The sequence below is a fragment of the Haladaptatus sp. T7 genome (genome assembly GCF_026008575.1).
Lineage (GTDB): Archaea > Halobacteriota > Halobacteria > Halobacteriales > Haladaptataceae > Haladaptatus > Haladaptatus paucihalophilus.
Window position 1 is genome coordinate 158,405 of sequence record NZ_BROP01000001.1, and the last position, 22,573, is coordinate 180,977.

Genomic DNA, 22,573 nt, shown 5'->3' on the forward strand with positions numbered 1-22,573 from the left:
TTCGGTTTTTATACCATGACGGGCCAACGTTCACGTAATGAAGACTATCAAGGACAGCGTTCACGACCACATCGAGGTCGTCGGCGTCGCGAACGACCTCCTCGATACGCACGCAGTCCAGCGATTGCGACACATCACGCAACTCGGAACGGCCCGTCTCGTCTACCCCTCCGCAAATCACACCCGATTCGAGCACAGCCTCGGCGTGTACCATCTAGCCCGCGAAGCCCTCACCAATCTCGGTATCGAAGGCGTGCAGGCAGAACGCGTCCGGGCGGCCGCCCTCCTCCACGATATCGGCCATTCGCCGTACAGCCACACCATCGAGGAACTCATCCACCGCCGGACGGGCAAATACCACGACGACGTTCACGACCTCCTCGCGGACACTGAAGTCGGCGACATCCTCCGCGACCACGACTTGGACCCGAACACCATCGCCGGACTCATCGCGGGCGAGGGGGAACTCGGACAGGTCGTCTCCGGCGAACTCGACGTGGATCGGATGGACTATCTCGTCCGCGACGCCCACCACACCGGCGTTCCCTACGGCACCATCGACCACGAGCGACTGACACACGAACTGACGTTCTTCGATGGGAAACTCGTCCTCGCGGAGGGGAACGTCCAGACGGCAGAGAGCCTGCTCGTCGCCCGTGCCCTGATGAATCCGACGGTGTACAACCACCACGTCACGCGAATCAGCAAGTCGATGCTCCAGCAGGCGAGCGAGCGACTCCTCGACGCGCCCGATATCGACGCCGAGCAGTTGCGACGAATGGACGACCACGACCTGCTGGTCGCGCTCCGAACGAACCCGGAAACCGCCGAACTCGCCCGACGGTTGTCGGACCGCGACCTCTACAAACGCGCCGTCTGGGCGGAGATGGTGGACGTCTCGGACGACATCATCGACGCGGACCACGAGACCATTCGGGAGTACGAAGACGACATCGCGGCGGACGCGGGCGTCGATTCGGAACACGTCACGCTCGACGTTCCGAGCCGACCGAAGATGACCGAATCGTCGTCGCGGGTCGTCGTCAACGGCGAGATTCGGCCGCTCGCCAAGCAATCGACGCTGGTGCGGGCGCTCCAGCAGGTCCAACGCGACCAGTGGCGACTCGGCGTGTACACTCCGGCGGAGACGACGGAGGCGGTCGGACACGCGGCCGAACGCGTCCTCGGGTTGGAGACCGACGGCGCGCTCGTCAGCGACATCCGGACCGGCGTCCGGACGACGTTGACCGATTTCGAGGCGGACGAAGGGGACAAGGAGTGACCGAACGCCGAAACCGACGGATTTGGACGGGACGAGGCGTTTAAGTCCGACAACTGATAACCGCCATCTATGTTCGTGGAGGGCACCATCCTGTCCGGGCCGAACTTCGACCCCGTGGAAGGTCGCGTCGTCGTCGAGGATGGTACGATAACCGCAATCGAAGAGGAGTCCGTTTCGTCGTCGAACATCGTCTGTCCGGCGTTCGTCAACGCACACACTCACATCGGAGACTCCATCGCCAAGGAGGCCGGTGCGGGGCTGTCGTTGGAAGAACTCGTCGCGCCGCCGGACGGACTCAAACACCGACTTCTTCGGAAGACGTCGCGTGCGAAGAAGGTCGAAGCGATGCGACGGTCGTTGGAGTTCATGCAATCGACGGGGACCGCCTCGTTTCTCGAATTCCGCGAGGGCGGCGTCGAGGGCGTCTTCGCCCTGCGCGAGGCCGCCGAGAGCTTGGACATCGACCCGTTCATCCTCGGCCGGGAGACGGTCGATGCGATGGAAGCGGCGGACGGCTTCGGCGCGAGCGGTGCCAACGACGCCGACTTCGGCCGTGAACGGACGGCGACGAAACGGGCGGGAAAGACGTTCGGAATCCACGCGGGCGAGGCCGACCCGAGCGACATCAACCCGGCGCTCGACCTCTCGCCGGATTTCCTCGTTCACGTCGTCCACCCCGAGCCGATTCACCTCGACCGAATCGAAGACAGCGAGATTCCCATCGCGGTCTGTCCGCGCTCGAACCTCGTGACTGGGGTCGGTATGCCCCCGATTCGGGACCTTCTCGAACGGACGACGGTCGCGCTCGGGACGGACAACGTGATGTTGAACAGTCCGTCGATGTTCCGCGAGATGGAGTTCACGGCGAAGTTGACTGACGTCTCGCCCCGCGAAGTACTTCGGATGGCGACGCGAAACGGGGCGCGCATCGCGGGGCTGAACCGCGGTGTCATCGAACCCGGACGCGACGCGAAACTGCTCGTCCTCGACGGCGACTCGGACAACCTCGCCGGAAACCGCGACGTGGTTCGTTCGGTGGTCCGTCGGGCGGGTGCAAGCGACGTAACCGACGTGGTGCTGTAGGTCGGCATTCCATCGGTTCTGTCACATTACCGCTGTCGCCACCTCGCCGTCTTACCGCTTTGCCGTCTTGCCATCTCATCGCCTTACCGCCTTACCGCCTCGCCATCTCATCGCCTTACCGCCTCGCCGTCGTCCTCCCACCGCCGTTGTCGCACCGGACTTCGGGAATGTACCTCCCGCGACCGATGCCGTTTCGTTTCGAAGGAAGTCCTCACCAAATGAGTTAAGACAACCCACACCGTGCCATTCGGTAACACTCCCATGTACGACCGAATTCTCGTCCCGACCGATGGTTCGGAGGAGACGACGTGCGTCATCGCACACGCCGCCGAACTGGCCGAGGCGCACGGCGCGGAACTGCACGCGATATACGTCATCAACTCCTCGACGTTCGCCAGCCTCCCCATGGAGTCGTCGTGGGAGGGCGTCTCCGACATGCTCGAAGAGGAGGGAAAATCGGCGCTCGAAGACGCCCGCCGCGTCGCGGAGGAGTACGACGTTTCGCTGACGACCCACTTGCTCGAAGGGCCGCCGAACAAGGAAATCGTCCGCTACGCCGAACTGGACGGTTTCGACCTCATCGTAATGGGAACGCACGGACGCGGCGGCATCGACCGCCTCCTGCTCGGCAGCGTGGCCGAGCGCGTCGTCCGCGCTTCGACGGTCCCCGTCCTCACGGTCCGCGTCGGCGGCGAGGACGACGAACCGGACGTCCCGACGACCGGCAAAGCACACGGTAGTAGCTGAACGCCGTCGGTTCCAACCTCCGGTACCTTCGTCGGACGTCAGTTCGCCGGGCGAAGGTGGTCGCAATCGCCCGCGTGAACGCGGACGTCTCCATCGTCGGTCTCGACGACCAGCGCGCCCGGCGTGACGATATCGACCGCTGTTCCAACCACGTCTCCGTTCGTCGTTTCGACCCGTACCCGCTGGCCCAGCGTCGCCGACAGTTCTCGCCACGCCGGAAGGACGGCATCCACGTCCGTTCGGAGCGCGTCGAACTCCTCTAGCACCCGTTGGACGAACACCCGTCGGTTCACGCTCCCGACGACTTCCTGCACGCTCGTCGCGCCCTCCGGGAGGTCGTCGGCCGGGATGTTGACGTTGATTCCGGTGCCGACGATGACCCACGAGACGCGATTCGCCTCTCCTTCCATCTCGGTGAGGATGCCACAGAGTTTTTCTCCACCTCTCGCTCCGGCAGCGGTGCCTTGCTCCGACTGGCCCTCGCTCGTTTCACTCACGAGGACGTCATCAGAACTCCGGTCCGACTGGCCCTCGTTCGCTCGTTCCTCGCTCACGAGGACGTCGTTCGGCCACTTTATTTCCGCCGGGACGCCGGCCTCCCGCGCCGCTCGCGCCACCGCGACGGCGGCGGCGAGCGTCAGGAGCGGCGCGTGCGCTGGCGGGATGTTCGGGCGAAGCACGAGGCTCAACCAGACGCCGCCGGACGGACCGACCCACGTTCGTTCGAGACGCCCCCGTCCGCCGACCTGCTCGTCCGCCAGTACGACGACATCCTCGGCACCCTCCTCGGCCAGTTCCCGCGCTCTGTCGTTCGTGCTCCCGATGGAGTCGTGATATTCGACGGAAAAGGGTGCGTCGAGTCCGTACTCGACCGATGGACCGAACTCGGGGACGTCATCGAGGAGGTAGCCATCGCTCGTGCTCTCGATTTCGAACCCGGCGGTGCGAAGCGCCTCGACGTGTTTCCAAATCGCGTTCCGCGAAATGTCGAGGCTGTCCGCGAGTTCCGGTCCGGAAACCGGACCGTCCGCGAGCGCGTCCAAGACGGCCCGCCGTGTCTCGTTCATGTCGTCCGATAGGAACCCGTTCGACAAGAATCGTCCCGTTTGGTCGCGGCGTCCGTCACCGCCGGTTCCATCCGTCCCGAATTCTGTCCGGTTCCGACAGCAACCACGCTCCGGCCGATTTCGACCGCGTTCCGACGCAAATCGGCTGGAAACCCAAGGGATAAATTCGAAGTAGAGAGTGCATACAACCATGCACTCCAGGTTCGTCGAGATGTTGCAGCGAAACGCGGACCACGCCGCGGCGTTCCGGACCCGATTTGACGACGTACAGGACTCCCAACGACCGGGCGTCGTCACCGTCTGTTGCTCGGACTCGCGCGTCCTGCAGGACCACATCTGGGGGAACGAGGAACCCGGCGACGTCTTCACGTGCGGCAACATCGGAAACCGCGTCGTCCAGCGCACGGACGACGGTGAAGTCGTCTCCGGCGACGTGCTCTACCCGGTCGAGCACACGGGGACGAAAACCGTCGTCGTCGTGGGACACACGGGCTGTGGAGCCGTCACGGCGACGTACGACGCTTTGACGGACGGCGTGTCCGAACCCGCGGGTATCGAACACTGCCTCGACCTGTTGAAACCCCGCCTCGAAGCGGGCGTCGAAGCGCTCCCGGACGACGTGGACCGGGCGGGTGCCATCAACCGCCTCGTCGAGTACAACGTCGATAGACAGGTCGAATTCCTCCTGGACAGCGACGACATCCCGGACGACGTGGACGTCATCGGCGTCGTCTACGACTTCCAGGATGTCTACTCCGGGGAGAGAGGAGAAGTCCACGTCATCAACGCGAACGGCGAAACCGCCGTCGAAACGTTGCGAGACGACCACGAGGAGATAGGCGGACGAATCGAGCGGCTCTGGCAGTACTGAGGACGCGACCGCGACACTTTCGAACCGCCCTCCCCACCGATGCCTTCCGAGACAACAGCCTTACTCCGTTCGATTCGTCGCCGATCTGCAGGTATTCTTCGAACTCCTCTCGGAACAGTGGAGCAACGATTCGGAGGGAGCGTGACCACGACGGCGGGACTACAACCCGCCCCACAGCGCGAGCAGTCCGAACCCGACGATAATCACGCCCGCGAGTCGGTTCACCCGGCGCATGGTTGACCGTCCGAATCGCGTCCGGAAGTGCCCCACGGCGGAACTCAACGCGAACCACCAGAGCGCCGACCCGAGGAAGACGCCGCCGACCAGCGCGGCGGCGTCCGTATCGTTCCCCGACACTCCGACGCCCAACCCGGTGAAGATGCCGACGAAGGCGAGAATGGTCACGGGGTTGGTTATCGTCAAGAGAAACGTCGAACCGTAGTCTCGCACGAGCCCGGGTACGTCCGGTGTGGACGCGGTGGGTCCGGTAATTGCGGTGGGTGCGGTTTCCGCTGGTTCGGCGCGGAGCGACTGTACGCCGAGGTACAGGAGGAGGACCCCGCCGCCGAGACGGATGCTCGTCCGGTGGGCGAGCAGCGTCGAGGACAGTATCGTGATTCCGAATCCGGCGATGGTGCCGTACACGGCGTCCGCGGACGCCGCTCCGAGTCCGCTGACGAAGCCCGAGAGCCGTCCCTTAGAAAGCGTTCGCTGGATGCACAGGACGCCGATTGGCCCGACCGGTGCCGCAATCGAGACGCCGAGAACGATACCCTGAATCAGAATGGCGATTGTCGTCGTTAATACGCATCACCTCTACCACCGAGAGGTCGTTCGCATCTAAATGCCTTCCGCATTCGTGGTTCTTGTTAACGATGAACAACCAAGGTGGTGTTCGGAATGCTAATATGAATGGTTGTTCAATTACTCAAACGTGACCCAGGACACGACCAGACTCCGGCGATTCATCGCGGACGAGACCGACGGATGCTGTGACGCCGACGTCGAAGCGCGACTCGACGAACTCGAATCCTTCACGGGGGGGATTCCGGACGACTACGCGACCGATTTGGACGCGTTGAAAACCCTCGGGAACGAGACTCGGTACCGAATCACACGATTGCTTGCCGCCGCGGAGGACGAACTCTGCGTCTGTGAGATAACCCCGTCGTTCGACGTGAGCGAGAGCGCCGTCAGCCACGCGCTGTCCGACCTCACCGACGCCGGGTTGCTGTCCCGCCGAAAAGAAGGGACGTGGCGGTATTATCGGACGACGGCGCGGGCGGAACGGGTCGTTGCGGCGCTCGACGCGACACGAGGTGAAAACGAATGAGCGAAAATACGGACACGACCGACGAGGAGCACAGGAATCTCGATGCCGCGGAACAGCGACGCGCCGTTCGCAACCGGTACGCCCGAATCGCCACGGAGGCGGACGGTTGCGCCGACGGAGACGGTTGCTGTGACGAATCGGCCACGCAGAGTTCGGAGCAACTCGGTTACGACGATGACGAAGTGAACTCGGTAGCGGACGGCGCGGACTTGGGACTCGGGTGCGGAAATCCGAACGCCATCGCGTCGCTCGAAACGGGCGACACGGTGCTCGATCTCGGGTCCGGTGCGGGATTCGACTGCTTCCTCGCCGCACGGGAGGTCGGCGAGTCCGGGCGGGTTATCGGCGTCGACATGACTCCCGAGATGGTCGAGAAGGCTCGGGAGAACGTCGTGAAGAACGACGCGACGAACGTCGAGTTCCGCCTCGGCGAAATCGAACACCTCCCCGTCTCCGACGAGACGGTCGACGTCATCATCTCGAACTGCGTCATCAACCTCTCGCCGAACAAGCCGCAGGTCTTCCGCGAGGCGTTTCGGGCGCTCCGCCCGGACGGACGGGTGGCCGTCTCGGACGTCGTGATGACCGCTCCCATCCCGGATGCGGTTCGAACGGATCCCGAATCCGTGGCCGCCTGCGTCGGTGGCTCCTCGACAATCGACGAACTGCGAGCGATGCTAACCGAGGCCGGTTTCGTCGATGTCGAGATAACGCCGAAAGAGGACAGCGAGGAGTTCATCCGCGAATGGGACGACAGCCTCGACCTCGGCGAATACATCGTCTCCGCGGCGATAACGGGCCGGAAGCCTCGACAGGGTGAGAGCGAATGACGGAGCAAAATGACGGCACCGTCACGGTCGCGTTCGTCTGCGTACAGAACGCGGGGCGGAGTCAGATGGCGACCGCTTTCGCCGAGCGAGAGCGTGACCGGCGGGGACTCGAAGACCGGGTACGCATCGTCACCGGTGGAACCGACCCCGCGAATCACGTCCACGGTGTCGTCGTCGAAACGATGGCCGAGAACGGGTTCGACCTCGGAGACCGGACTCCGCGAAAAATCACGCACGACGAGACGATGGACGCGGACATCGTTATCACGATGGGCTGTTCCGCGGAGAACGTCTGTCCGATGACGTGGCGGGGAGACGCCCGCGACTGGGCGCTCGACGACCCGCACGGACGGGAAATCGAGGCGGTGCGGGGAATACGGGATGACATCGAGCGGAGGGTCTCGGAACTGTTCGACGCACTCGCCGAGAACGCCACTGAACGAGGTGTCTAACGGGTTCGATTTCGCCGAAGAGCACCGCGTCACTTTTAGCCCCCGTCGGAGAATCCGCAGTATCCACGCCTATGTCTCCTACTTTGTTCCCGGCGACCATCGAAAGTGAACGGCTTCGGTACGTGCCGCTACACGAGTCGGTCGACGTCCTCGACCTCTACGAGTATCACCGCTCCGGCGAGATGGATGCCGTAATGCGCCCGCTCGGGGAGACGCCGCACGCGACGCCGAAGGAAACGATGGACGAACTGACCGAAGTCAGGGACGCGTGGGAGTCCGGCGAACGGGCGACCTACGCCATGCGGTCGAACGCGGACGACGAATTCGTCGGCGTCGCCGAGCTGTGGCTCGAATGGGACAAACGCAAGACGTCGTTCGGAATCTGGATTCGAGAACCCTTCTGGGGACGCGGCTACTCCGCAGAGCGGGCGGGAGCGATGCTGTACGTCGCCTTCGAACTGCTCGACCTCGAACTCGTGAGCGTCGGACACGAACCCGAAAACGAGCGGTCGAAACGCGCCATCGAGAAGTACGTCGATGCCTACGGCGGGCAGTACGACGGCATCCTCCGAAATTGGCTTCCGCCGGGCGATTCCGGCGGCCCGCGGGACTTACGCGCGTACACCATCTCGCAAGCGCAGTGGCGCGAGAACGTTGCGGACGAAGAACTGGCGACGATTCGGGTCGTTCGGTAAGTCTCACGAGGTCGCTCGCCGTTCGATACGGCGTCTTCACGCGAGAGCGGTCGTTCCCCTCAGTTCTCCGACGTCGAGCCTGACTTTTGCGGTGCCAACCACGCCGCGAGTCCGCCGGGGTCGGCGGCGTGTTCGGCGCGGAAGCGAGCCCATTCGATGCCGACTTTCAGGAGAAAGAACCCGTCGAAGAGTACGCCCCCGCCGCCGATGTTTCGCTAGAATTCCCACCGCGATTATCGATTTTCTCTTTGCTCCACCTTGGTCAGATTCTCAACAGATGTGATAGATTCTGTGTGGATTGCCTCTATTTTCAGGGTGGAACGAACTACGGAGTTCCAACGAACCGGTGTCGGCGGGCCAGATAGAAGGTCGCAATCAGTACGTTCAACAGCGGAACAAAGATGAACAAGTAGAGGAGGGTTGGCGTCCATTTCGACTTCTCGCTCACATACGTTCGGTCGTAGTAGAGTGCGAACGGGGCGAACAGGGAGAGTGCGTAATTCACGACGGTTAGCACTGATGCCGTCTCACTCAGATATCCTGAAACCTGTAGTCCGACATGCTGTGCGAAGGCGGTGTTCAGGAAAGTAACCGACAGCCAAAGGAGGAACGAAATGGGTATCGACAAAATCGGAACCCACCAACTGCCGGGAAACAGCACTTTGCGGCTTTGTTTTGTGGCCATTCACTTTCGTCCATGACACAGATGCACGCAATCAGTAATAGCTCTTCGTGACGATTTTCAAACTGTGCGTTGTGTCAGTCGCTACCGATTCTCGCGTTGCTCCACCTTGTTCAGTTCGATGAGCAACCGGAAAATCGCCTTCACCAAATTCGAGTCCACCTCGAACTTCTCGGCGTTCTCGCCCGCCCGGTCCATCACGCGTTGTTCCTGTGACTCGTCCGTCGTCGGGATGTCTTGGGCCGACTTCACCTCCGCCACCGTGTCCGCGACGTAGGTCCGTCGGGCGATGAGTTCCACCAGTTCGCGGTCGATGGATTCGATTTCGTCGCGCAGTTCGTCGAGCGTCATATCGTTCGGGTTCCGTCTGTTTGCGTCGTCGTTAGCCATGTCGTGCCCTCCAATGACTGCCAGCTTTTCCGTACGTCCTCTAAAACCTCTCGCCCGCCGACGGCGACGAAACTCGGGCCGGTTCCCGACAGCGAAACGCCCGCCACGTCCGGCAGAGCTTCCACCATGGGGTCGGCCGAAAACCCGAGCGCACCGCAGAAGGCGAAGCCGTTGACGGTCATCGCCCGGCCGTAGTCGCCGTCGAGCGCGAGTTCGGCCACCAGTTCGGCCATCGGTGCGACCTGCCGACACCGGGAGACGTCCGCGTCGGCGGAGAACGACCGCTCCGGCGGCGTCCACACCAGCACGTCCCAGTCCACCTCGTCGCGGGTGAGCAGTTCGTCCGTCGAGTTGTCGGTGACGGTGACGCCGCCGAGCATGCTCGCGCTGGCGTCGTCGAACGCGCCGGTGACCGTCACGCCCACGTCGCGGGCCGCCTGCACGCCGATTCGGCAGGCGTCTTCCCGCCGCATCTCGATATCGAGCGCCGAAAGCGTCGCCAGCACCGTCGCGTTCGCGGCGGCGCTCGAACTCTTCAGGCCGGAGGCCATCGGCACGTCGCTCTCGGTGCGGACCGTCGCGCCGAACTCCTCGTCTTCGATGTCGAGAGCGAGTTCCGCACAGCGTTCGATGAGTCGAGCGTCCGCGTCGGGAGCGTCGGCGATTTCGCCCCGTATCTCGCCGGAATCGTCCAGTTCGACCTCCGCGGTCGTCGAGATGTCGATGGCGAACGCCGACCCGACACCGGTCGCCAGTGCGTTGAGTATCGTCCCGGCGGCGGGTGCTTTCGCGCGACCGTGCATGGTCGGCCTTCGCAGGTATCCGTCTTGAGGATGGCGGTAGACGCAATACGTGATGCCGTCACGCGGCCGCGGACGGTTCGGTCGGTTCGTCCGTCGGGTCGCCGAGTTCGCCGACGATCTCCTCCAACGCGTCGGTTGCAGTGATGAGGCCGACGACTTCTCCGTCCTCCATCACCAGCGCGAGTTCCTGATTTTCGGCCTGGAACTGGTCCACCACGTCGCTGATGGATGCGTCCGCCGCGACGGTCGTCGGCGGGTGTGCCACCTCCTCGATGGTCGTCTCTCCCGACCGGAGCGCGTCGTCCGCGCCGTACAGCGCGGGCATGTAGACGTTCCCGTGGTACTCGGAGAGCGACTCGCCGACCAGCGGAAACCGCGTGTGCGGATTGTTCTTGGCGCGTTCGACGTTCTCGTCGAGGGACGCGGACGTCGAGAGGGAGACGATGTCCTCGCGCGGAATCATGACGTCTCGAACCGGTATCTCGCCGATTGCGAGCGCGTTCAGGACCTCCCGATGGCGCTCGTCCGCGAGGTCGCCTCGTTCGAGGACGGAGCCGAGTTCCTGGTGGAGGTCGGCGCGGGTTTCGATGGCGTCCGCTTCCGCGTCCTTCCACGCGCCGGTGATTTCGACGCCGAACAGACGCAGCGTCCACTTCGCCACCCCGTCGCCGAGCGTGATTATCGGAGCGATGCCCCGATGGAACCAGTACAGCGGGGTCGCGCCGTACCGACAGACGAACTTCGTGCGCTCGACGCCGAGGTACGTCGGCGTCTGTTCCCCGTGGGTCAGGTGGACGAGGTTGATGATGAGGAATCCGAGGAGCGCCCCCGCGCCGACCGACGCCAACCAGGTCCCCGCGAATATCGGCTCGAAGATGGCGGCCAGCGCCGGTTCGGCGACGATACCGACCGCGATGCTGGACGCGGTGATACCGACCTGACAGCTCGTGAGGTAGATTTCGAGGTTCTCCGTCATCTCCCACGCCCTCCGCAAGTCGGGCGAGTCGAACTCCGATTCGGAGTACTGGCGGACGCGGGTCAGCGCGAACTCGATGGCGACGAAGTACCCGTTCGCCAGTATCAACAGTAGTCCGGCGGCCAACCGCGCAGCTATCACCACGGTGTTCATCGTCCGTGCGTAGCGGTTCCACTCATTTGATACTACTGGCTCGTTTCAAACCATCTTCCTATGATGGCGATTGGAAAATGAGATTTTCAAATAATATTTCGTCGATGTTTGTGTCCGTCAAGTTCCTTGGTGGCATCAACCGTCCGTCGAGTCTCGGGCATTACGTCGAATCTCGGGTCGGTATGCTCTCCCGCGTGGGTCGTCCGACGGGGTGCGAACGAATCGTTGCGCCGGAACGGGGGTCTTTTCCCCGTCCCCGACAAACCGCCGGGTATGAGTGTCCGCAACGACGTTTCCCCCGATACGCTCGGCGTCGAACTCACCGAGGACGGCATCGTCGTCGAATACACGGACGGCCGGGAGGTCTTCTACAACGGGATTCCGAAGAAGGTACAGGGGACGCTTCGAACGCAACCGGGAAAGCTGATTCAGGTGCTCGTCACCGACCCGACCGAGACGGAGGGCGTCATGACCTACGTCAACGACCGGGACACCCACGACGAAATCCTGCAAGAGACGGGCGTCGGCCGAGTCATCCTCGAACCCGGCGAAGAGGAGGAACTGTTCCCCGGCGTGACGGTCCGGGCCGACGGCTACGCCGTCGAAGTCGAGGCCAGTCCGAAAATTGCACGCGGGCGAGTGTTCGTCTTCGAGGAGGACGAACTGGGCGAGCGCTCGTTCGAGTTCGTCGAGGACGACGACGAATAATGCCGCTCGCAAAGCGCTGGCTGGAACTCGACAGGGGGACGGTCGCGCGGGCTCCGGAACGCTGGGCGATGTACGAACTGGGGACCGACGGCGAGGTACTGGAAATCGGCGTCGGCGTCCTCCGCGACGAGTTGAAAACCGCGCTCACGTACGGCGACGCCGAGCAGGTCCGTTGGGAAACGTGCCAATCGCGGGAAGGAGCGGAGGAGTTGGCCGCGGAACATCGGGAACGGGCAGGGCTAGACTGAGTAGTGGTTGACTGGTAGCCGCCGGAACTCAGTTGACGAGCGGTGACGTCGGTTCCTCGTCCGCGTCCTTCCACTCGCCCAGTCCTTCGGGGTCGAGATGGATGTGGACGTCGCCCACGTCGTCGCGGGCGATGAGTGAGTCTCGGAGTTCGGTTTCGATGTCGTGAGCTTCGATGAACGTGTGGTCGGCCGCGACCTCGGCGTGGAACTCGATTTCGAGGACGGTTCCGGCGTGGTAGGCGGTGAAATCGTGTACGCCGTGAACGTCGTCGTGGGAGAGCACTTCGTCCCGAATCTCCTCTCGGACGGGTTCCGGGGCGGCGGTGTCCACGAGGTAGTTGACGTTCTCCCGCGAAATCTCCACGCCCTGGTGGATGACGAGCAGGCTGACCACTCCGCCCGCGAGCGGGTCGAGAACCGGGAACCCGACGGCCATTCCGGCGACGCCGACCATCGCCGCGAGCGTGGTGTAGAGGTCGTTTTTGCTGTCGGCGGCGAGCGCGGCGAGGCCGGACGACCCGACGGTTCGGTTGACGCGTTTGGTGTACCAGTAACAGAAGGCGCGGTCGAAAAAGGCGAAGGCGAGTCCCCCGACGAGGGCGATGCTGTAGGTCGCCTCCGGCGCGGAGCGAATCGTTTGTCCCGCGTCGTACAGCAGTTTCAGGCCGAGCAGGACGAGCGTCCCGCCGACGAACAGGGCGGTCAGCGGTTCGACCCGCTCGTGTCCGTGCGGGTGGTTCGAGTCGGGTCCGTGAAAGGAGAGACGTCCCCAGACGAGGACGACCGCACTCGCCAACAGGTCGGCCACCGAGTGGGCGGCGTCGGCGACGAGCGCGAGGCTTCCGAACGCGAGTCCGAGTCCCCCCTCCACCACGATTTTGAGGACGTTCGTCACCACGTTGGCCCACGACGCCTTGAGGAATTCGCTCCGGTGGTCGGCCATTCGTTCCTTCGTGGAACGCCCGTGGTTAAGAATATATGGATTAGGGTTGACAAATATCGGTTTTAGAGTGAGTCTAAAACACACGGTAATCGGTCACACGGTGACTCGGACGCAACATCACGTAATTCGGCGCGACATCACCACCACGCCGAGGACGATGAGTCCGATTCCCCAATAGAGCGAATCGTACGGTAGCACCTTCAGGAGGAGCGTGACGACGCCGGACGTGAACAGCGACCAGCCGATTGTGGTATCGTACCCCATAGTACGTTCCCGACTGCCACTCGGTTTAAGCTGTCGGCAGTGGTGAACGTCCGCGTGGCAATCGACGCGCGTTCGTCGCCGTTTGCCCGCCATTATCCGTCCACCGATGCCGCCGTCACCTGCTCCCGTTCGTCGTGTCCGCTACTGGATGTAGCTCGGGTCCTCCGCGTCGCAGTGTTCCTCGTGCTGTTCCGCGTCGCTCCGGTCGTCGAACATCAGTCCGCACTGCTCGCACTGGTACCATGTCGCATCGTCGCGCTCGGTTCGAGCAACCATAATTGAACAATCGGCAGCATCGGACAAAGGGGTTTCTCCGGGAAACCCTGAAGACGGTGGGGTGACGAGTAGGGAATATGACGAATACACCGACGGTTACGCTTACCGTCCGGGGTGCGGAAAAGCGCGACGGCGGGCGGGGTATCGCCCGAATCGCCGACGAGGCCCGACAGCAACTCGGCGTGCTGAGCGGCGATACGGTCGCCGTCGAGGGGAACGGAACGACGGTCGTCAAGGTGTGGCCCGCCGCGAGCACGGTGCCGGAAAACACCATCCAAATCGACGCCGAAACGCGGACGAACGCGGGCGTCAGAATCGGCGACGAGGTTTCCGTTCGTCCCATCTCCGTCTCCGACGCGGACTCCATCACGGTCGTCCCGAAGGCGAACTTCGCGCTCGACGACGTTGACACGCTGGAGCGGGCGGTGAAGCGGGAACTGCTGGACCGTCCGGTTCAGTCCGGTGAGCGCGCGCGAATCGAGCGACTCGGCGACGCGGGACTATTCGTCGTCACGCGGACGAACCCCGGTGGAACCGTCCGCGTGACGAACGACACGAACGTGAAAGTCTCCCTCTCGGATATGGTCGAATCCGTCTCCACATCCTCCACCGACGCCGACGATTCGACCGACGTCACCGGCGCGGCGTACGAGGACATCGGCGGACTGGACGATGAACTCCGGCGGGTCCGCGAGATGGTCGAACTGCCGCTCTCGAACCCCGAACTCTTCCGCCGGTTGGGTATCGACCCGCCGAAGGGCGTGTTGCTCTACGGGCCGCCCGGAACCGGAAAAACCCTCATCGCCAAGGCGGTCGCCAACGAGGTGAACGCCCACTTCGTCTCCGTCTCCGGCCCGGAAGTGATGAGCAAGTACAAGGGAGAAAGCGAGGAACGCCTCCGCGAAATCTTCACCGAAGCGAACGAGAACGCCCCCGCCATCATCTTCTTCGACGAGGTGGACAGCCTCGGCGGGAAGCGCGACGAGGAAAGCGACATGGAGAACCGACTCGTCGCCCAGATGCTGTCACTGATGGACGGGTTGGAATCCCGCGGGGAAGTCGTCGTCATCGGCGCGACGAACCGCGTGGACGCCATCGACCCGGCGCTCCGGCGCGGCGGGCGCTTCGACCGCGAAATCGAAATCGGCGCGCCCGACGAGGGCGGCCGCCGCGAAATCCTCGAAGTCCACACCCGCGGGATGCCGCTCGCCGACGACGTGGCGGTCGAACGACTCGCCGCGACGACTCACGGGTTCGTCGGTGCCGACCTCCACACGCTCGTCACGGAGGCGGCGATGGCGGCGCTCCGGCGCGCGCGCGACGACGGCGCGGACGACGACGCGTTGCTCTCCGTCGAGGTGACGCGCGGGGACTTCAACACCGCGCTGGCGAGCGTCGAACCGTCCGCGATGCGCGAGTTCGTCGCCGAAGCGCCCGACATCTCCTTCGAGGACGTGGGCGGACTGAACGACGCGAAGCAGACGCTCATCGAGGCCGTCGAGTGGCCGCTCTCGTACTCGAATCTGTTCGAAGCGACGCGGACCGAACCGCCGAGCGGCGTCCTCCTCTACGGCCCGCCCGGAACCGGGAAGACGCTCCTCGCCCGCGCGCTCGCTGGCGAGAGCGACGTGAACTTCGTCTCCGTCGCCGGACCGGAACTGCTGGACCGGTACGTCGGCGAGAGCGAGAAGTCAGTTCGGGAGGTGTTCGACCGGGCGCGACAGGCCTCCCCCGCCATCATCTTCTTCGACGAAATCGACGCGCTCGCGTCCCAGCGGGGCGAGTCCCACGAGGTCACCGAACGGGTCGTCTCGCAACTGCTGACCGAACTCGACGGCCTGACTGAGAATCCGAACCTCGTCGTCCTCGCGGCGACGAACCGCCGCGAGGCCATCGACCCCGCGCTCCTCCGTCCCGGGCGACTCGAATCCCACATCGAGATTCCGGCCCCCGGCGAGGAGGGTCGTCGCAAAATCCTGTCCGTCCACGCGGGCGACAAACCCCTCGCCGACGACATCGACCTCGATTGGTTGGCGACGGAACTGGAGGGGTACACCGGTGCCGACATCGAGGCGCTCGTCCGCGCCGCGTCGATGCGCGCCATCCGCGAAGCGGCCGACGAGTTGACGCCCGAGGAAGCCAACGAGCGCGCTGACGAAATCGTCATCGAGCAGCGCCACTTCGATGCCGCCCGTGAGTTCGTTCAGCCGACGCTATAGTCAGATATTACGTCGTATCTCGGTTTCGAGTACTACACGAGCGATTCGTGATTTCTACCCGTTCGGTCGGCTCGGGTCCGTCGAGCCTCGTCGGTTGCCGAACGTAGTAGACGGAGACGTTCGTCAGGTCGTCGTCGTGCGTTTCGTTCCAACGTTGACAGACGTACTTGGCGAACGCCGGTCGAAGCGTCCCGTAGTCGCGCCGCTGGAGGTCGAGGAGATATACCAGCCACCGATGAGTGGGGAATCCGAGCCCCTCATCGGACGGGCGGTCCCAACGAACGGCACCCCGATGAAACGCGTCCACTTCCCGCCCTGATTCGAGTCGCCCGGGAACGACGTACCACCCGTCGGTTCCTCGCGGTTCGGGTGCGAACATGCTCCAGCGATGTTCGGCCGGATTCACCGTATCCTCTACCTGTTCTGGCGTTCGGACGTACCCGAGTGTCGCGGCGTTCCAGACGAGGACGAATACGAGAAGGAATGTCAGAATAAGCGGTGTGATTCGTTCTATTCCCTGACGGACGTCATTCAGAACTTTCGGCGTCCGAGGGTGAGGAAAGGCACGTTCACACCAACTCATCCGACGTGCCTCGTCGAGTGCCCCCACGACCGGTTCGACGAACCGGTCCACGGAATCCCAGACGACGCTCGGGAGAAACGGAAGCAGTGCCGTGATAGAAATCAACGGAAAGAGACCGAGATGCATGGTGAGAAACATTCCAAAGTGCATCCCGATGAATAGCGATGCGAACGCCACCCGCGACCAGCCAGTCAGGAGTATCAGGAGCGCCGACGTCACGATCATCGTGAACCAGAACTTGTCGAAGACGTGAAGAATCGTCGGATACCGGGCCAAAGCGTCCCCGACGAACGTGGTGAGATTGTGGAGACTGAACACGTACTCCACCGCAACGCCGCGCGTCCACAACTCGCCGCGGAGTTTGAACAGCGCATTCGCGGTGTAGATAACGACGACCTGAACCAACAACCCGGCGGACGCGAGGCTCACAACTCGCTCGTCGTGGCCCTCGTCGTACAGCGAATCGACGGAGCAGCGTTCACCCAACGGTAAGAAGATACCCCACAGAAGCAATCGCCGAAGCAAGGAATCTCCAGCGTTCAGGAGGACTGGATTTCGAGCATGTAACGACACGAGGAGAACGAACGAAATCGCCGTCGAAACCCTCGTTCGATAGCCGACGAGAAGCAACAGCACGAAGATGGCGGCAACGATAAACAAGACCGCTTGAAACCACGCCGCTCCCGAAATCGTGTGGATCGAAAGGTGAGAAAGCCCGGGGAACCGCGTTTCGAGAACCGAGCGGGGTAAAACACCGGAGTCTGTGTAGAAAACAGCGAGGTCGCGCGACCGGAGAACCAGATCGGAGAGCAACAAGAAGCCCAGGAATATCCGGAAGGTTGCCAACGCTCGTGTGTCGATTTCAAACCGACGGGCGAGAGCAGTGCGACCCCGTTCACCAATATTTGTCGCGGTCGCGAACATATCCATGTCCGCGAATATTTTTAATATTATATAAGTCTTCTATATTTCATATAAACTAACGTCGTATACCCTATCCAAATCGGTGTCACTCATCCCCTTTGACCTACAATCTCCACAAACGACCTCGTAACTCATTCCTCAAGCGTCATGTCGAACGTCCGTCGTATCGCCGCACACTGCATCGACAGCGGCATGCTCGGCTGGACCGACGCGCCGCTGGTTCCGTTCCCGTCTTCGGCGTGTTTCGCCGCCAGTTCGGGCGTACAGGGAAGGTGGACGAACCCCATCGGAACGTCGCGGTCCTCGCGCTCCAGATACGCCCGCGTCGAGTAGAGGGCGTTGTTGCAGAGGTGCGTCCCGGCGGTGTTCGAGACGTGAGCCGGAATCCCGGCGTCGAGCAGGGATTCGACGACGGACACGACGGGCAGCGTGGCGAAGTAGCCCGCCGCCTCGCCGCCGCGGATTCGCTCGTTTCGCGGCTCCGCGCCCGCGTTGTCCGGCGTGCTCCCCGAGTCGTTGACGTTGATACCCACGCGCTCGACGCTGATTCCCGCCCGTCCCGCCGCGAGACCGGTGGCGACGATTGCGGTCGGGTCGTGGGTTTCGATGTGGTCCCGCATCGCTTCGAACGCCGCGTCGAACTCGACCGGGAGGACTTCCCCGACGATTTCGTGGCCGCCGAGTTCCTCGCCGTCGAGTTCGCGCGCCACCATCTCGCTCGGGTTTTCGTCGTCGTCGCCGAAGGGTTCGTAGCCCGTCAGGAGCAGCGTCATGCACGGACGATTTCGGCGCGGCGGCTTAGTTGATGGTGTCGCGGAAAGGAAGGAGCGGTTCGGGGAGCGATTCGGGGAACGGTTCGGGAAGCGGTTCGAGGGGCGGACATCTCGACGAACATCGCGCCGAAACCACGAGGGGACCGGGATGGCGCGTAAAATCGTGACCCGTGTGAAGTCGTGTGGCTCCGACGCCGACCGTCACCCGAGGACGATGAGCAACAGCGGAACGACGAGCAACGTGAGGAGAAATCCGATGAAGTAGGTTTTGGTCCCGACGATTTCGTTCTGCATCACGTCGATGAACGGCGTGTACAGCGGATAGAGAACGAGCGTCAGGAGCGTCACCAGTAGGCCGATGCTCAACAACAGGACGACGGTCAGCACGCCGACGGGCGTGTCGAGGGCAACCGCGATGATGAGCGTATCGACCAAGGTTCCGATGTTCGCGCCGAGGATGTACGGGATGATCTCGTTGCGCTTGACGTGGCCGCGGTTGTACAGCGGGACGATGACGCCGAGCGAGAACGCGACGCTCGTCGTCAGGCCGGTGATGACGAGTCCGAGGAAGAACGACGCCCACTTGTTTTGCAGTCGGGAGAGATAGCGGCGTCGAAGCCGTTGCTTGTCGAGACTCTTCAGTATCCGGTCGAACAGGCGCATGCTCAGGAAGATACAGAGGATGGCCACGATAAATGCCACTCCGGCACCGAGCACGTCGATGAGGCTGCCGGTAAGCGCCGAAAACACGTCCGGCGGTGACGCTCCCGTGGCGGGCGGGGTTCGCTCAACCGGGACCGTCGTTTGGACCAGCGGCATCGAGAGATACCCCACCACCAACACCGGAAGGTAGATGGAGTGCGTGAGGAGGAACGCGAGCAGGCCCATACTCACCGATTCGCGGAGCGAGTCGAGTTCCTCGTTGAGGTAATCGAACGTGCCGATGAAGATGACGATGGCCGCCGCGCCGAGTCGAGACCCGATTATCATCAGGAACAGTTGCGACGGCACGATGAGGTGCGAACTGAACAGGGAGAGCGAGAGCGCGGCGACGATGGAACCGTTCGCCAGCACGTACGAGGCGAACCAACTGGCCCCGAGCGCGGGCGCGTCGCCGACGACGACCCGGCGGAGGTTCCGTTGGAGGAACGGCGCGAGCGCGTCGGTCGTCGCCCCCAACAGTCGAATGGCGAACAGGAACAGGAGTATCGTCACGAGCAGTCGCACCGAGAGGACTACCGTCGGCTGTTCGGGCAATCTGTCGTGAACGGAGTCCCAACTAATGTGTCCCCACCGGAAGGACGTACTCCGTAGACGGTCTAAACGGTTGTCCTGAATTGGACGGACATCTCAGAAACGGCGACATAAATAGAAGACGGAACGATATCACAATTTGCTCGCGCGAGGTAAACCGTTCACCACCAACCCCTCATCAGTCCCAGAACGCTTGCGTCCGGGCGTATTGCCGCTCTCTGGCCAAAATATCGCGGTAGAAATCGTCCTCGTCTTCCCTCAATTTGGCGATTATTCGCGCCGCGTTCTGCGGGCCGACGCCGCGGGCCGCGAGCGCGATGACGGCCCGCTTCCCGTGACTTTGGACGAGGTTCGCGGCGTTGTACGCCCGCCTCGTCATCTTCTCTTGTTCCTCGTCCTTGTCGTCGGCCCGCACCGCTTTGACCACCTCGTCGGCCCACGGATTGAGCGCGGCCACTCTGGTCGAACCGCACTGGACGCACTTGGGTTGGTCGTTGACCTTCCCGACCTCCGTCTTGCGTTGCCATTCCTGACAGTGCAAACAGAACAGGATAACGCGGTCGTTCTGAATCCGTTCTCGAACGGTTTGAATCACGCTCGCGTCGGCGTTCTCGGGGGCGAGCAGTTCCCGTCCCGAGGAGCGCCCGCCGCTTCCGACCGGGGTCCGCCCGCCGGTCGTGACGATTTCGATGTCGCCCGCCCGAATATCGCGGAGGAGGTCCGCGGTCGCATCGACGGCGAGGTCGTCGTGGAACACTTCTCGCACCGCTTCGTCGTACATCGGCGTGTCCTCCAGCGCGCCGAGGAGACGGCCCATGGAGACGGGGCCGCTACCCTCCCAGCGGTTCAACGCGCCGAACTTCGCGGCGACCTGCGCGAGCGTGAACTTCAGGGTGTCCGAGCGCTTGAGCGAGAGTTCGATGAGCGGGCCGACGTGCTCGGGGTCGGTCTCGTGGAGAACTTCGACGACTTCGTGTCCGTCGATTTTGGCGGGAACGTCCAACTCGATTCGGTAGGGGTCGATGTCCATCCCGACCGAGGACCCGGTTCGCTGGCCGACCAGCGACGAGAGGACGCGCCCGAACGTCTCGTTCACCTTGTGGCCGAAGCAGGCGTTGACGACGATTTTCCCGGCGGCGAACTCCACGACGATTCGATCTGCCGTCGGAACCGGTGCGTCGGTCTCGGCCTGCCTGTCGAGTTGCGAGAGCGCGGATTCCGCGGTGTGCTGGTCGGTCGGGTAGCGGTTCGTGAACTCGCGGGCTACCCCCTCGCGCGGTGCCTCGCGCTCGAACTGCGGTCCCGCCACGGCGCGCATTTCACCCACTTCCTGGGCCACCTCGAACGGGACGGGTATCTCCTCGCCGACCCACGAGGGAACCTCGCCGCCGGGGTCCTCGATGGGCGAGACGTTGACCCGACTCTCGTCGTCGTCGATTTCGGCGATGCGCCACATCTCGCCGCGCTGGATGAACACCTCGCCGGGTTCCGCGAAGTTGACGACGAACCGCTCGTCCAGCGTCCCGATTTGCGACCCGCTGGCGATGTCGTGGACGGTGTAGGTCTCCTCGTCGGGAATCATCGACAGGTTGGCGTAGAAGTACTGCCACGTCTTGCCGGACTTCTCCAGCCTGTCGGCCTCCTCGTTCAGCCAGACCAGTCGATTGCCCTGCAACTCCCGCACGACGCCCTTGAACGTCTCCTCGTCCACGTCGCGGAACGGATAGGCTCGCGTGACGATTTCGTATGCGCGCCGGGCGTCGATTTCCCCGAAGTCCATGACCAGACCGACGATTTGGTTTGCGACGGTATCCAAACTCGCGTGGTGGATGTGGGCCGGTTCCACGTCGCCGTCCGTTGCCTGTCGAGCGATGGCCATCGCCTCCAGCGCGTCGTCAGGGTTCGACGTGACGATGGTCCCGTTCGACACCTCGTCCATTCGATGGCCCGCCCGTCCCACGCGCTGGAGGAGACGGGCGACCTCCCGCGGACTCTGATACTGGACCACGTGGTCGATTCGCCCCACGTCGATGCCGAGTTCCATCGAGGAGGTACAGAGCAGGGCGTCGAGGTCCCCGTCCTTGAACCGGTCTTCCACGTCGATTCGGGCCTCCTTGGAGAGGCTTCCGTGATGAACGCCGATGTTCGCGCCGAGTTCCTTGAACCGCGACCCGAGCGCTTCGGCGGTCTGGCGCGTGTTGACGAAGATGAGCGTCGAATCGTGCGTTTCCACGATGTCCCGAATCGTCCGAACGTGGCTGGCGATGTCCGGGTTCGTCATCAGTTCCCCCGCCAATCGCTCGTCCTCGTTCGTGATTTCGGGTTCGTGCACCCGGAAGTCCACCTTGCTCCCCACGTCCACTTCGATTATCTCGCATCCCCTGTCGCCGGTGAGGAACTTGCCGACCTCTTCGGGGTCGCCGACCGTCGCCGACAGGCCGATTCGCTGGAACTCGCCGGAGAGTTCCTGCAGGCGTTCCAACCCGATGGTCAACTGCGCGCCCCGCTTCGCGCTGGCGAGTTCGTGTACCTCGTCCACGACGACGTGATGGACGTCCTCCAGCGCTTTCCGTAGTTTCGACCCGGTGAGCATCGCCTGCAGCGTTTCCGGCGTCGTCACCAGCACGTCCGGCGGGTCGTTGGCCTGCTTCTGGCGCTGGTAGTCCGTGGTGTCGCCGTGGCGCACGTCGATTTCGATGTCAAGCGTCTCGCCCCACCACTCGAGTCGCTGGCGCATGTCGCGGTTCAGCGCCCGGAGCGGCGTGATGTAGAGCACTGAAATCCCAAATCTGGGGTTTGCCTCCGCTACGGAATCGAAGACGGGCAACATCGCCGTCTCGGTCTTGCCCGTCCCGGTCGGTGCGATGACGAGCCCGTTCTTTCCCTCCGCGAGCGGCGGAATCGCACGCTTCTGTGGCTCCGTCGGCGTCGAGAAGCCTCGCTCGGAGAGCGCCGACCGAACCTCCGAGCCGAGCCGCGCGAAGGCGGCAGAACCAGCGGCCTGCCTGTCCTGCATC

At 63.3% G+C, this 22,573-nt stretch carries 24 protein-coding genes; 11 read left to right on the top strand and 13 right to left on the bottom strand.

Annotated elements, in window-relative coordinates:
* Positions 1-37: 37 nt before the first annotated feature.
* From OPC11_RS00925 to OPC11_RS00935, 3 genes are all read left to right on the top strand, one after another.
* A complete protein-coding gene (locus tag OPC11_RS00925; protein WP_264780738.1) occupies positions 38-1,282 on the top strand; it encodes an HD domain-containing protein in 1,245 nt (414 codons plus the stop codon).
* Positions 1,283-1,351: 69 nt separating this feature from the next.
* Positions 1,352-2,365: an amidohydrolase family protein gene (locus OPC11_RS00930; RefSeq protein WP_264780739.1), complete on the top strand. Its 1,014-nt coding sequence runs from the start codon at positions 1,352-1,354 to the stop codon at positions 2,363-2,365.
* A gap of 261 nt (positions 2,366-2,626) precedes the next feature.
* The gene (locus tag OPC11_RS00935; RefSeq protein WP_264780740.1) at positions 2,627-3,112 is read left to right on the top strand and encodes a universal stress protein; all 486 of its coding nucleotides are present in this window, start codon (positions 2,627-2,629) and stop codon (positions 3,110-3,112) included.
* Positions 3,113-3,150: 38 nt separating this feature from the next.
* On the opposite strand, the gene OPC11_RS00940 is transcribed toward OPC11_RS00935, so the two are convergent.
* Entirely contained in the window at positions 3,151-4,179 is a 1,029-nt protein-coding gene (locus OPC11_RS00940; RefSeq protein WP_007980294.1) for a bifunctional biotin--[acetyl-CoA-carboxylase] synthetase/biotin operon repressor, read from the bottom strand.
* A gap of 190 nt (positions 4,180-4,369) precedes the next feature.
* On the opposite strand from OPC11_RS00940, the gene OPC11_RS00945 reads away from it, so the two are divergent.
* Positions 4,370-5,050, top strand: coding sequence for a carbonic anhydrase (locus OPC11_RS00945; RefSeq protein WP_007980296.1), 681 nt, complete (start codon positions 4,370-4,372; stop codon positions 5,048-5,050).
* 159 nt (positions 5,051-5,209) lie between these two features.
* On the opposite strand, the gene OPC11_RS00950 is transcribed toward OPC11_RS00945, so the two are convergent.
* Positions 5,210-5,842, bottom strand: a complete 633-nt coding sequence (locus OPC11_RS00950; protein ID WP_306421004.1) for a LysE family transporter — start codon at positions 5,840-5,842, stop codon at positions 5,210-5,212.
* A 142-nt stretch (positions 5,843-5,984) separates the two neighbouring features.
* Between OPC11_RS00950 and OPC11_RS00955 the strand changes: the two genes are divergently transcribed.
* The 4 genes from OPC11_RS00955 (at position 5,985) to OPC11_RS00970 (ending at position 8,360) form a co-directional block, all read left to right on the top strand.
* Entirely contained in the window at positions 5,985-6,383 is a 399-nt protein-coding gene (locus tag OPC11_RS00955; protein WP_007980301.1) for a metalloregulator ArsR/SmtB family transcription factor, read from the top strand.
* Complete coding sequence (locus tag OPC11_RS00960; protein WP_264780741.1) at positions 6,380-7,213, top strand: arsenite methyltransferase; 834 nt, start codon at positions 6,380-6,382, stop codon at positions 7,211-7,213. The genes OPC11_RS00955 and OPC11_RS00960 overlap by 4 nt, the downstream gene beginning before the upstream one ends.
* Entirely contained in the window at positions 7,210-7,665 is a 456-nt protein-coding gene (locus OPC11_RS00965; RefSeq protein ID WP_264780742.1) for a low molecular weight phosphatase family protein, read from the top strand. Before OPC11_RS00960 ends, OPC11_RS00965 begins: the two co-directional genes overlap by 4 nt.
* Before the next feature lie 71 nt (positions 7,666-7,736).
* Positions 7,737-8,360, top strand: coding sequence for a GNAT family N-acetyltransferase (locus OPC11_RS00970; protein WP_264780743.1), 624 nt, complete (start codon positions 7,737-7,739; stop codon positions 8,358-8,360).
* Between the two features lie 325 nt (positions 8,361-8,685).
* Here OPC11_RS00970 and OPC11_RS00975 read toward each other — a convergent pair whose 3' ends face one another.
* The 4 genes from OPC11_RS00975 to OPC11_RS00990 form a co-directional block, all read right to left on the bottom strand.
* Complete coding sequence (locus OPC11_RS00975) at positions 8,686-9,045, bottom strand: hypothetical protein (RefSeq protein ID WP_264780744.1); 360 nt, start codon at positions 9,043-9,045, stop codon at positions 8,686-8,688.
* Positions 9,046-9,126: 81 nt separating this feature from the next.
* A complete protein-coding gene (locus OPC11_RS00980) occupies positions 9,127-9,393 on the bottom strand; it encodes a chorismate mutase (protein ID WP_007980310.1) in 267 nt (88 codons plus the stop codon).
* Positions 9,390-10,235: a shikimate kinase gene (locus OPC11_RS00985; RefSeq protein ID WP_264780745.1), complete on the bottom strand. Its 846-nt coding sequence runs from the start codon at positions 10,233-10,235 to the stop codon at positions 9,390-9,392. The genes OPC11_RS00980 and OPC11_RS00985 overlap by 4 nt, the downstream gene beginning before the upstream one ends.
* A 58-nt stretch (positions 10,236-10,293) precedes the next feature.
* The gene (locus OPC11_RS00990; protein ID WP_264780746.1) at positions 10,294-11,364 is read right to left on the bottom strand and encodes a hemolysin family protein; all 1,071 of its coding nucleotides are present in this window, start codon (positions 11,362-11,364) and stop codon (positions 10,294-10,296) included.
* Between the two features lie 273 nt (positions 11,365-11,637).
* On the opposite strand from OPC11_RS00990, the gene OPC11_RS00995 reads away from it, so the two are divergent.
* Together OPC11_RS00995 and OPC11_RS01000 are read left to right on the top strand one after the other, a co-directional pair.
* Positions 11,638-12,072: a DUF5796 family protein gene (locus tag OPC11_RS00995; RefSeq protein WP_007980316.1), complete on the top strand. Its 435-nt coding sequence runs from the start codon at positions 11,638-11,640 to the stop codon at positions 12,070-12,072.
* Complete coding sequence (locus OPC11_RS01000) at positions 12,072-12,320, top strand: hypothetical protein (RefSeq protein WP_007980318.1); 249 nt, start codon at positions 12,072-12,074, stop codon at positions 12,318-12,320. The genes OPC11_RS00995 and OPC11_RS01000 overlap by 1 nt, the downstream gene beginning before the upstream one ends.
* Before the next feature lie 28 nt (positions 12,321-12,348).
* Here the strand turns inward: OPC11_RS01000 and OPC11_RS01005 are convergent, their stop codons facing one another.
* From OPC11_RS01005 to OPC11_RS01015, 3 genes are all read right to left on the bottom strand, one after another.
* Entirely contained in the window at positions 12,349-13,263 is a 915-nt protein-coding gene (locus OPC11_RS01005; RefSeq protein WP_264780747.1) for a cation diffusion facilitator family transporter, read from the bottom strand.
* Between the two features lie 117 nt (positions 13,264-13,380).
* Positions 13,381-13,527, bottom strand: coding sequence for a hypothetical protein (locus OPC11_RS01010; protein WP_007980322.1), 147 nt, complete (start codon positions 13,525-13,527; stop codon positions 13,381-13,383).
* 141 nt (positions 13,528-13,668) lie between these two features.
* Complete coding sequence (locus OPC11_RS01015) at positions 13,669-13,803, bottom strand: hypothetical protein (protein WP_007980324.1); 135 nt, start codon at positions 13,801-13,803, stop codon at positions 13,669-13,671.
* Positions 13,804-13,880: 77 nt separating this feature from the next.
* Here OPC11_RS01015 and OPC11_RS01020 point away from each other — a divergent pair, with 77 nt between their 5' ends.
* A complete protein-coding gene (locus OPC11_RS01020) occupies positions 13,881-16,022 on the top strand; it encodes a CDC48 family AAA ATPase (RefSeq protein ID WP_264780748.1) in 2,142 nt (713 codons plus the stop codon).
* Between the two features lie 7 nt (positions 16,023-16,029).
* Here the strand turns inward: OPC11_RS01020 and OPC11_RS01025 are convergent, their stop codons facing one another.
* From OPC11_RS01025 to OPC11_RS01040, 4 genes are all read right to left on the bottom strand, one after another.
* Entirely contained in the window at positions 16,030-17,535 is a 1,506-nt protein-coding gene (locus OPC11_RS01025; protein WP_306420999.1) for an HTTM domain-containing protein, read from the bottom strand.
* A gap of 125 nt (positions 17,536-17,660) precedes the next feature.
* Entirely contained in the window at positions 17,661-18,302 is a 642-nt protein-coding gene (locus OPC11_RS01030) for a peptidase (protein WP_264780749.1), read from the bottom strand.
* Positions 18,303-18,503: 201 nt separating this feature from the next.
* The gene (locus OPC11_RS01035; protein ID WP_264780750.1) at positions 18,504-19,559 is read right to left on the bottom strand and encodes a sodium:phosphate symporter; all 1,056 of its coding nucleotides are present in this window, start codon (positions 19,557-19,559) and stop codon (positions 18,504-18,506) included.
* A 175-nt stretch (positions 19,560-19,734) separates the two neighbouring features.
* The gene (locus tag OPC11_RS01040) at positions 19,735-22,572 is read right to left on the bottom strand and encodes a DEAD/DEAH box helicase (protein ID WP_264780751.1); all 2,838 of its coding nucleotides are present in this window, start codon (positions 22,570-22,572) and stop codon (positions 19,735-19,737) included.
* Position 22,573: the final 1 nt, after the last annotated feature.